The organism is Paraclostridium sordellii, assembly GCF_000953675.1.
GTDB classification, from domain to species: Bacteria; Bacillota; Clostridia; order Peptostreptococcales; family Peptostreptococcaceae; genus Paraclostridium; species Paraclostridium sordellii.
Map to the genome: position 1 here is coordinate 1 of NZ_LN679998.1, position 10759 is coordinate 10759.

Genomic DNA, 10759 nt, shown 5'->3' on the forward strand with positions numbered 1-10759 from the left:
ATGGATATAGTTTCTTTATGGGAAAAAACATTACAACTTATAAAAGGGGAATTATCACCCCCTAGTTTTAATGCTTTTTTTAAACAAATAAAGCCATTACAAATACAATCAAATACATTAATACTACTAGTTCCAAATGATTTTACTAAAGGCATATTAGAAGATAGATATTTAAATTTAATAGAAAGCTCTGTTAACCAACTTTCATTAAAAAAACATGACATAAAATTCGTTTTAAGTGAAGATGATGTTAGAGGTTTAAATAAAAACCACGATATCGAAGAAGACGATAATAAACTAAAAAAGAACTATCCTAATCTAAACCCTAAATATACTTTTGATACATTTGTCATAGGAAATAGTAACCGTTTTGCTCATGCTGCATGTGTAGCTGTAGCAGAAGCTCCAGCTAGAGCTTATAACCCATTATTTTTATACGGTGGTGTTGGTCTTGGAAAAACACATCTTATGCATGCAATAGGACACCATATAATGGAACAAAAAAAAGACCCAAAGGTAGTTTACGTATCATCAGAAAAATTTACAAATGAACTTATAAACTCTATTAAAGATGATAGAAATGAAGAGTTTAGAAATAAGTATAGAAATGTAGACGTTCTTTTAATAGACGACATACAATTTATAGCAGGTAAAGAAAGAACTCAGGAAGAATTTTTCCACACATTTAACTCTTTACATGAAGCTAATAAACAAATAATTATTTCTAGTGATAGACCTCCTAAAGAGATTCCTACTTTAGAAGATAGACTTCGTTCAAGATTCGAAATGGGGCTTATAACAGATATACAAGCTCCAGATTTTGAAACTAGAATGGCTATACTTAGAAAAAAAGCTCAAATGGAAGATATTGACGTCCCAAATGAGGTTACTGTTTATATAGCTAAAAATATAAAATCAAATATAAGAGAATTAGAAGGAGCTCTTACTAGAGTTGTAGCTTATAGTTCACTTACTAATAAAACTATATCTTTTGAACTTGCTTCAGAAGCTTTAAAAGATATAATATCAACATCGAAACATGAAGAAATAAATGTAAATAGAATAAAAGAAAAAGTATCTTCAGTTTTCTCTCTTAAAATGGAAGATTTTAATTCAAAGAAAAGAACAAGATCAATTTCTTATCCAAGACAGATAGCAATGTATTTATCTCGTGAACTTACAGATTTATCTTTACCTAAAATAGGTGAAGAATTTGGAGGAAGAGATCATACAACAGTTATTCATGCCCATGATAAAATAGCTAAGGATATAGAAAACAATGAAGATTTTAAAGAAAAAATAAATAAAATTATATTAGATTTAAAGGGATAAATTATAAACAATTTATATGTGGATAGTACGTTAATTAAATGTGCATATATTTTTTTGCCACAAATATATACATAATATCCTACAAGAACACACAAAGATATTAACATTTTGTACACATGTTGATATCTTTGTATTTATTTTGATTGAGATACTTATCCACTTTATCAACAGCACCTACTATTATTACTACTATTTTTTTTATTTTATTTTTGTATATAATCACATAAGGAGGTTATCCACAATGAAGATAATTTGTAATCAAAAAATACTCGCACATAAAATAGGAATTGTACAAAAAGCCATTAACGGAAAAACAACTTTAGAGCTTCTAAAAGGAATTTTATTAACAGCAAAAGAAGATCGTATTAACTTAACAGGATATGATTTAGAAATAGGAATAGATACTTATGCACAAGCTGAAGTAATAGAAGAGGGAGAAATCGTAATAAATGCTCGACTTTTTGGGGATATTATAAGAAAATTACCAGATACATTTGTTGAAATTGAAACAGATTCTGATAATAACGTATATATAAATTGTTTAAACTCTAGATTTAAAATAAAAGGTGATTCTGCAGTAGAATATCCTAAATTACCAGATGTAAATAAAAACGAATTATATGACATTCCTCAAGATTTATTAAAAAATATGATTAAACAAACTGTATTTGCAATATCTCAAGATCAAACAAAACCTATATTAATGGGTGAATTATTAGAAATAGGAAATGGAAATATAAGCTTAGTTGCTATAGATGGATATAGACTAGCTGTAAGAGCAAGTGAATTATCGGGTGTAGAAGAAGATGTAAAGGTTATAATACCAGGTAAAACACTGCATGATGTAAATGGATTACTTGCATCTGAAGGAGATTTTATAAAAATAGGATTTGATGAAAAAAATGCTATTTTCATCATAAATGAGACAAAAATAATAACAAGATTATTAGAGGGTGAATTTATAGATTATAAAAAACTTCTACCTAGAGAATATGGAGTAAGAGCTAAGGTAAATACAAAGGAACTTTTAAATAGTATTGAAAGAGCTTCTTTATTATCTCAATCAGAAAAAAATAACTTAATAAAGTTATCAATAAGAGATAATTCAATGGCTATAACATCTAATACAGAAAAAGGGAATGTGTATGAAGAAGTTTCAATAGAATTAGAAGGAGATTACTTAGATATAGCTTTTAACTCAAGATATTTCTTAGAAGCATTAAAAGTTATAGATAGTGAGGAAATATTTATAGAATTTACTACAAATGTTAATCCATGTATTATAAAACCAGTTGATGGAACTAAGTATACATATTTATTACTTCCTGTAAGAATATCTTCTAATATATAAATTAAAATCAAACCCAACTGAAAAAGTTGGGTTTTTATGATATAATATATTTTTAAATATATGTTAACAATTAAGAGTATAAGAAATTTATTTAATATATATTTGATATAATAAAAGGAGGGTGAAAAATGCTTGAGATAAAGATAGACTCTGAATTTATAAAGTTAGATCAGTTTTTAAAACTAGTAGATATAGCATCTACAGGTGGACATGCTAAATTCTTAATTCAAGAAGGTCTAGTTAAGGTTAACGGAGAAATAGAGACTAGAAGAGGCAAAAAATTAAGATCTGATGATATAGTAGAAGTTGAAGGTAACACAATAAAAATACTATAAAAGGGGTGCCCTTTGTGTATTTAAATAGCTTAAATTTAATTAACTTTAGAAATTATGACGCTTTATATTTAGAGTTTAATCCCAAAATAAATTTGCTTATAGGGAAAAACGGACAAGGAAAGACTAATATTGTTGAGGCTATATATTTATTATCATTTGGAAAATCTTTTAGAACCAATAAAGATAAAGAGATGATTAAATTTGAAAGTGAGAATTTATATATAGGCGGAAATTTTATAAAACATGATAGAAATAGTCTAATAGAAATAGGAATTGGTAAAAATAACAAAAAAGGCATAAAAATAAATAAAATAAATATAGAAAAAATTTATGAATTATTAGGGAATTTAAACGTAGTCATATTTTCTCCAGAGGATTTAAGACTTGTAAAAGAAGGCCCTAAAGAAAGACGGGTTTTTATAGATAAGGAGATTAGCCAAATTACTCCTAAATACTATAATTATCTTACAAATTATAATAAAATCTTATTTCAGAGAAATAAATTACTAAAAAGCAGTTATGTAGACCCTGATTTAATAGCCGTTTATGATGAAAGCTTAGCTAGGTATGGAAGTTATATATATATATTAAGGCGAGAATTCATTAAAAAAATTGCGGATATATCAAGTAAAATGCATAAAAAACTTACTAACGATTTAGAGAATTTAACAATAAAATATAAAAATCAAATCAATCTTACCGATGAAGATACTGTAGATACAGTATATGAAAAATTCTTAAAAAAACTTATAGATAGTCGACAACATGATATAGATACTCGAACTACTAGATTTGGAATTCATAAAGATGATTTATTGATTTGTATAAATGGATTAGATGTTAGGCTTTATGGTTCACAAGGACAACAAAGAACAGCGTCTATTTCACTAAAACTTTCAGAAATAGAACTGATAAATAATGAGGTAGGAGAATATCCTATTTTATTATTAGATGATATTTTTAGTGAATTAGATGAAACTAGGCAAAAACTATTAGTAGATAACTTAGATAAAGTTCAAATGTTCATCACAACAGCAGAAGCTTCTCACAAAAAAATATTTAATACTGAGAATACTACTATTTTCAATATTGAAAAAGGAAATGTAATTAGTATAGAGAATGGAGGGAACTAGATGAAACAAGAATACGGTGCAAGTCAGATACAGGTATTAGAAGGATTAGAGCCTGTAAGAAAAAGACCTGGTATGTACATAGGATCAACAGGACCGAGAGGTTTACATCATTTAGTTTATGAAATTGTGGACAACAGTATAGACGAAGCTCTAGCTGGATATTGTTCAGATATATATGTTTCTATAAATGAAGATGGAAGCATATTTGTAAGAGATAATGGTAGAGGTATACCTGTAGAGGTGCATCCTAAGACTGGTAAATCTACACTTGAAACTGTTTTAACAGTTTTACATGCTGGAGGTAAATTCGGCGGTGGAGGTTATAAAGTTTCAGGAGGTCTTCACGGAGTTGGGGTTTCTGTAGTTAATGCATTATCAGAATGGTTAGTTGCAGAAGTTCATAAAGATGGAAAAATTTATAGTCAAAGATATGAAAAGGGAGTTCCAACTTCAGATATTAAAGTTGTTGGAGAAACTAAAGTAACTGGAACTATAGTACAATTTAAACCAGATGCAACTATATTTGACGAAGTTGAATATAAATATGAGACATTAGAATATAGATTAAGAGAATTAGCATTTTTAAATAAAGGTGTTAAGATAGTTTTAGAAGATAAAAGAGAAGGTCAAGAAAAGGTAAAAGAATTCCACTATGAGGGTGGCCTAATAGAATTCGTTAAGCATTTAAATAAAACTAAGACTGGAATTCATCCAGATATAGTTTATATCGAGAAAAAAGTAAAGGACTACATGGTAGAGGTAGCTTTACAGTATACTGACGGTTATACAGAGAACATATATTCTTTTGCCAACAACATAAATACTCATGAAGGTGGTACTCACCTAAGCGGTTTTAAGACTGCTATGACAAAAGTAGTAAATGATTATTCTAGAAAAAATGGAATCTTAAAAGAAAAAGATGCAAATCTTTTAGGAGAGGATATAAGAGAAGGTCTTACGGCTGTTATATCTATTAAGCTTCCAGAACCTCAATTTGAAGGGCAAACTAAGACTAAGTTAGGAAACACTGCTGTAAGAGGTGTAGTAGACAGTGTAACAGTTGAAGAAATAGGATCATTCTTAGAAGAAAATCCAACAACTGCTAGAATAATAGTCGATAAAGCTTTAAGAGCTCAAAGAGCTAGAGAAGCTGCTAAAAAGGCAAGAGAATTAACTAGAAGAAAGAGTGTATTAGAAAGTACGTCTTTACCAGGAAAGTTAGCTGACTGTGCAGAAAAAGATCCTGCAAAAAGTGAAATATTCTTAGTCGAAGGGGATTCTGCCGGAGGTTCTGCTAAACAAGGTAGAGATAGACATTCTCAAGCAATATTACCACTAAGAGGTAAGATACTTAATGTTGAAAAATCTAGATTAGATAAAATATTATCTTCAGATGAAATAAGAAATATGATAACAGCATATGGATGTAGCATAGGTGATGATTTTGACTTAGAAAAAGCTAGATATCATAAAATTGTAATAATGACCGATGCCGACGTAGATGGTGCTCACATAAGAACATTATTACTTACATTCTTCTTTAGATATATGAGACCTCTTATAGAAAATGGGTATGTGTACATAGCACAACCACCTCTATACAAGGTTAAAAAGCAAAAGAAGGAATACTATGTATATTCAGATCAAGAGTTAAATACTTTATTAGAACAACTTGGAAGAACTGGAATAGAGCTTCAAAGATACAAAGGTCTTGGAGAGATGAATGCAGAGCAACTTTGGGAAACTACTATGAATCCTGAAACAAGAACTTTATTACAAGTATCTATAGAAGATGCAGCTATGGCAGATGAGATATTCTCAATGTTAATGGGTGATAAAGTAGCTCCAAGAAAAGAGTTTATAGAAGAAAATGCTAGATATGTTAGAAATTTAGATATATAAGAGAGGGGATGAGTGTTAATGGATGAAAATAATAGAATACTCCCTATTGAAATAGGACACGAAATGAAAAAATCGTATATTGATTATGCGATGAGTGTTATAGCTGGACGTGCCCTTCCGGATGTAAGAGATGGACTTAAGCCAGTTCATAGAAGAATATTATACTCAATGAGTGAATTAAATTTAACACCAGATAAGCCATATAGAAAGTCTGCACGTATTGTTGGGGACGTTCTTGGTAAGTACCACCCACATGGAGATAGTGCAGTTTACTTAGCAATGGTAAGAATGGCACAAGATTTCTCTACTAGAGGACTTTTAGTAGATGGACATGGTAACTTTGGTTCTGTAGATGGTGACTCACCAGCTGCAATGCGTTATACTGAAGCAAGAATGAGTAAATTAGCTCTTGAGTTATTAAGAGATATAGATAAAGAAACAGTTGATTTTATACCAAACTTTGATGAGTCTTTAAAAGAACCATCAGTACTACCATCTAGATTCCCTAATCTTTTAGTTAACGGATCTAATGGTATAGCAGTTGGTATGGCAACATCTATACCACCTCACAACTTAGGAGAGGTAATAGATGCTACAATACATCTTATAGACAACGAAGAGTGTAGTATTGAAGATTTAATGCAATTTATACAAGGACCAGACTTCCCAACTTCTGCAATAATAATGGGTAAAGAAAATATAGCAGAAGCTTATAGAACCGGAAGAGGTAAAGCTAAGGTTAGAGCAAGAGCTTACATAGAAGAATTAGCTAAAGGAAAACAACAAATAGTTATAACAGAAATACCATATCAAGTAAACAAGGCTAAGTTAGTTGAAAAGATAGCTGAGTTAGTTAAAGATAAAAAGCTTGAAGGAATCTCAGATTTAAGAGATGAGAGTAATAGAAATGGTATGAGAATAGTTATAGAACTTAAAAGAGATGCTAATGCAAATATAGTATTAAATAAGCTTTATAAACATTCTCAAATGGAAGATACATTTAGTATAATAATGCTAGCTTTAGTTAATGGAGAACCTAAGGTATTAAACTTAAAACAAGTTTTATATCATTATGTACAACATCAAAAGGATGTAGTTACACGAAGAACTAAGTTTGACTTAAATAAAGCTGAGGCAAGAGCACATATATTAGAAGGTTTAAGAATAGCATTAGATAACCTTGATGAAGTTATAAAACTTATAAGAGGATCTAAGACTACTCAAGAAGCTAAGGATGGATTAATGGATAGATTTAATCTTTCTGAAGTACAAGCACAAGCTATCTTAGATATGAGACTACAAAGACTTACAGGTTTAGAGAGAGATAAGATAGAAGCAGAGTATGAAGAACTTCTTAAGAAAATAAATAGATTAAGAGAAATATTAAGTGATGAAAGATTACTTATGAATGTTATAAAGCAAGAATTATCAATAGTAAAAGAAAACTATGCTGATGAAAGAAGAACTGAGATAAGACATGCTGAAGGCGAAATAGATATGAGAGACCTTATAGAAAATGAAGAAGTAGCAGTAACTCTTACTCACTTTGGATATATAAAGAGAATGCCTATAGACACTTATAAGAGTCAAAATAGAGGTGGAAGAGGTATATCAGCACTTACTACTAGAGAAGAGGACTTTATAAAAGAATTAATAACTACTCAAACTCATAGTAGATTACTATTCTTCACAAATAAAGGTAGAGTATATAGATTAAATGCATATGAGATACCAGAAGCTAAGAGACAAGCTAAAGGTTCTGCTATAGTTAACCTATTACAATTAAATAGTGATGAAAAAATTGCCACTATGATTTCTATCGATGATGCTAGTGATTCACAATACTTATTATTAGCAACTAAAAACGGAATAGTTAAGAAGACTAAACGTGAAGAATTTAAAAATATAAATAAATCAGGATTAATAGCAATTGGATTAAGAGAAGATGATGAATTAATTGATGTTAGAGTAACTGATGGAAGTGAAGATGTTATATTAGTTACAAAAGGTGGTATGTCTATTAGATTTGATGAGAATGATATAAGACATATGGGAAGAACAGCTATGGGAGTTAAAGGTATAACTTTAAATAAAAATGATAAAGTTGTTTCAATGAATCTTTGTAGTGAAGGAACAGATTTACTAGTAGTTAGTGAAAATGGATTTGGAAAAAGAACATCAATTGAAGAATACAGATCTCAAATAAGAGCAGGTAAAGGTATAAAGACTTATAATATAGCAGATAAAACAGGAGATATTGTCGGAGCTCAAATGGTAAATGAAGATGATGAAATGATGATAATAAATTCTGATGGAGTATTAATAAGACTTAGAGTAAATGAAATATCTTTATTTGGAAGAGTAACAAGTGGCGTTAAGCTTATGAAGACTAATGATGAGGTAAATATAGTTTCAATTGCTAAAATAGAGATGGAAGAATAGGGTATACAAACCCTATTCTTTTTGTATAATTATGGATATAATAAATATATAAATTAGAAAGGAGTTGTTATTTTATGAGTAAAAACAAAGGTAAATACTTTTTATTTGGATCAATTATTGGATTTTTACTAGGATTATTTTTAGCACCTAAAAAAGGATCTGAGTTAAGAAAAGAAGCTAAAGAAAAAATGGATGAAATAAAAGAGAATCCAAGAGAAGTTTTAGATGGAACTATAGAAACTGTAAAAAATAAAATTTCTAATATTGTAGAAGACTGTGATATAGACGATGTAAACATAGTTGAAGATGAAATAATAATAAGTAAGACTTTTGAAGATGAGGGAGATAATATATAATGGATGCAGTGGGATGGCAAATAGGAGCTATTTTATTTGGTGTATCAGCACTAATAATTGCAATATATTTAGCTAAACTAATCAATAGTGCAACTAAAGTTGTTGAAAAAACATACAAAATAGTAGATTATAATGAAAGATACATCCACGAAACTATAGAAAATGTTGCCGCTATTACAAAGAGCACAGATGATATAGTAAGTTTAGCTAGCGGAATAACTAATATAACAAAAGCATTTAAGTTTTTCAAAAGGTAAATAAGGAGGTATAGTTATGTCTGTAAATATTGAATCAAGATTAGATAATAATTTTTGGAATGTAGGAATTGATGGAGAGTTAGATGTTGCTGGGGCAGATAAGGTAAAAGAGCATCTTAATGGGTTAATAGAAGATAAACCAATGGATGTAAAGATTGACTTTACAAACCTAGAGTACATAGATTCTACAGGTTTAGGAGCTCTTATAGGAGTACTTAAAAGATTAAAAGTGAATGAGAAGGATATATATATAATAAACGCTAGAAAAAATGTAAAAAAGATATTTACTATAACAGGATTAGATAAAATATTTAAAGTGGAGGGATAAGTTTTGGAGCTAGAGACTATAAAAATGGAAGTTACAGCAAATCCAGAATATGTAAGCATTATAAGATTGACAGTTTCTGGAATAGCTAATAAAGTAGGCTTTTCGCTAGATGATATAGAAGATATTAAAGTAGCTGTATCAGAAGCATGTACAAATGCAATAAAGCATAGTTTAGATGATAAGTTCTTAGTTGAATTTTCTATACTAAACAATGGCTTATCAATAGAAGTACAAGATAAAGGCACAGGATATGATGTTGATTCATTACAAGAACCAGATTTGGCAAATCCTAAAGAAGGTGGATTAGGGTTATTTATAATAAAGACTCTAATGGATGAAGTAAATACGATATCGAATACTGATGAAGGTACAACAATAAAAATGACTAAATATTTAGGAGTTGGTATTTAATGAGGAACGTAGCTAATGCTACAAGCTATATGGATATGGAAACTAAAGAATTGTTTAATATATATAGCAAAGATAAAAATGTAGAAATAAGAAATATTCTTATAGAAAGACATATGTATTTAGCAAATATATTAGCTAAAAAATATATTAATAAAGGTGTAGATTTCGATGATATATATCAAGTTGCATCTTTAGCATTAATATATGCCATAGATCGATATGATATTGAAAAAGGCTATGAGTTCTCAAGTTTTGCAACACCTACAATTATAGGTGAGATAAAAAAATACTTTAGAGATAAAGTATGGACAGTTAAAGTACCAAGAAGAATACAAGAGTTAAGTAAGAAGATAAGTGAAGCTAAATTATTTTTAGAGCAAAAAAATAAAAGAAGCCCAAAGGCTATAGATATAGCTAATTACTTAGGATGTAGCGAAGAAGAAGTTCTAGAAGCTATAGAAGCTTCTTATGGATACCAACCTATGTCACTTGACACATCTAGTAATGATGACTCTGATGATAAAGAAATAACATTAAAAGATAAAGTTGGACAAGAAGAAACTAGTTTTGGAAATATAGAAAATATGGATTTTATTAATAAATTTATAGAAACTTTAAATGAATTAGAGGTAAAAATATTTAAAGATAGATTCTTCTTAGACAAGACACAATCAATAATAGCTAAAGAATTAGAAATCTCTCAAATGACTGTTTCCAGGCTAGAGAGAAAGATTATTGAGAAATTAAAAAAAGAATATGAAAAGAATTTATAAAAAAATAAAAAAAGTTTTTAAAAACTGTTGACTTACTGTTTATAAGGTAGTATAGTATTACTTGTCCTTAAGAAAAGGGCAAACATGAACTTTGAAAATTAAACAGTAGGTTAATTATATAAATTCTTTTTTAAAGAAT

General features: G+C 29.0%; 11 protein-coding genes. All 11 read left to right on the forward strand.

Going from position 1 to position 10759, the window contains the following annotated elements:
• The 11 genes from dnaA to ATCC9714_RS00055 all read left to right on the forward strand — a co-directional run bounded on the left by dnaA (window position 1) and on the right by ATCC9714_RS00055 (window position 10620).
• Complete coding sequence (dnaA, locus tag ATCC9714_RS00005) at window positions 1–1332, forward strand: chromosomal replication initiator protein DnaA (RefSeq protein ID WP_055330845.1); 1332 nt, start codon at window positions 1–3, stop codon at window positions 1330–1332.
• A gap of 241 nt (window positions 1333–1573) precedes the next feature.
• Window positions 1574–2683, forward strand: a complete 1110-nt coding sequence (gene dnaN, locus ATCC9714_RS00010) for a DNA polymerase III subunit beta (RefSeq protein WP_021127389.1) — start codon at window positions 1574–1576, stop codon at window positions 2681–2683.
• A gap of 128 nt (window positions 2684–2811) precedes the next feature.
• A complete protein-coding gene (gene yaaA, locus ATCC9714_RS00015; protein WP_021127074.1) occupies window positions 2812–3018 on the forward strand; it encodes a S4 domain-containing protein YaaA in 207 nt (68 codons plus the stop codon).
• A 14-nt stretch (window positions 3019–3032) separates the two neighbouring features.
• On the forward strand, window positions 3033–4151 hold the full coding sequence (gene recF, locus ATCC9714_RS00020; protein ID WP_054631079.1) for a DNA replication/repair protein RecF: 1119 nt from the start codon (window positions 3033–3035) through the stop codon (window positions 4149–4151).
• Window positions 4152–6053 carry a DNA topoisomerase (ATP-hydrolyzing) subunit B gene (gene gyrB, locus ATCC9714_RS00025; RefSeq protein ID WP_021127387.1) on the forward strand — a complete coding sequence of 634 codons (1902 nt, stop codon included), beginning with the start codon at window positions 4152–4154 and terminating at the stop codon, window positions 6051–6053.
• 18 nt (window positions 6054–6071) lie between these two features.
• Window positions 6072–8495, forward strand: coding sequence for a DNA gyrase subunit A (gene gyrA / locus ATCC9714_RS00030; protein ID WP_055338218.1), 2424 nt, complete (start codon window positions 6072–6074; stop codon window positions 8493–8495).
• 74 nt (window positions 8496–8569) lie between these two features.
• Window positions 8570–8851: a YtxH domain-containing protein gene (locus tag ATCC9714_RS00035; RefSeq protein WP_021127385.1), complete on the forward strand. Its 282-nt coding sequence runs from the start codon at window positions 8570–8572 to the stop codon at window positions 8849–8851.
• Window positions 8851–9108, forward strand: a complete 258-nt coding sequence (locus ATCC9714_RS00040; protein ID WP_021127084.1) for a hypothetical protein — start codon at window positions 8851–8853, stop codon at window positions 9106–9108. Before ATCC9714_RS00035 ends, ATCC9714_RS00040 begins: the two co-directional genes overlap by 1 nt.
• A gap of 16 nt (window positions 9109–9124) precedes the next feature.
• The gene (locus ATCC9714_RS00045; protein WP_021127085.1) at window positions 9125–9436 is read left to right on the forward strand and encodes an STAS domain-containing protein; all 312 of its coding nucleotides are present in this window, start codon (window positions 9125–9127) and stop codon (window positions 9434–9436) included.
• Between the two features lie 3 nt (window positions 9437–9439).
• Complete coding sequence (gene rsbW, locus ATCC9714_RS00050; RefSeq protein WP_269467237.1) at window positions 9440–9847, forward strand: anti-sigma B factor RsbW; 408 nt, start codon at window positions 9440–9442, stop codon at window positions 9845–9847.
• On the forward strand, window positions 9847–10620 hold the full coding sequence (locus ATCC9714_RS00055; RefSeq protein ID WP_021127383.1) for a SigB/SigF/SigG family RNA polymerase sigma factor: 774 nt from the start codon (window positions 9847–9849) through the stop codon (window positions 10618–10620). Before rsbW ends, ATCC9714_RS00055 begins: the two co-directional genes overlap by 1 nt.
• Window positions 10621–10759 lie beyond the last annotated feature (139 nt).